We start from the raw sequence: 278 nt of genomic DNA on the forward strand, positions 1-278 counted from the left end.
GGCCCGAGCGGCGTGCAGCGACGCCTGCGAGGATGAGCCGCGATGAGCACGACGCCCGACCCCGCTCACCGTCCGTCCGCGCCGACGGACGGCTGGGTGGTGCTGGTGCCGGTCAAGCCGCCCGCGCGCGGCAAGTCGCGCCTGGTGGGTCTCGACGACGACACCCGCCGCGCGCTGGCGTCGGCCTTCGCGCTCGACACGGTGGCCGTCTGCCTGGCCACCCCGGGGGTGGCCCAGGTCCTGGTCGTCACCGACGACGCGGGGTTCGCGAGCTCCCT

The 278-nt window shown here is 76.3% G+C and carries 1 pseudogene; it reads left to right on the plus strand.

The features are described 5' to 3' along the window. Positions 1 to 42: 42 nt before the first annotated feature. Positions 43 to 278 (plus strand): annotated as a pseudogene (locus QWY29_RS20310) (2-phospho-L-lactate guanylyltransferase); the annotation flags it as partial.

The sequence above is a fragment of the Nocardioides abyssi genome (assembly GCF_030412915.1).
Classification (GTDB): domain Bacteria; phylum Actinomycetota; class Actinomycetes; order Propionibacteriales; family Nocardioidaceae; genus Nocardioides; species Nocardioides abyssi.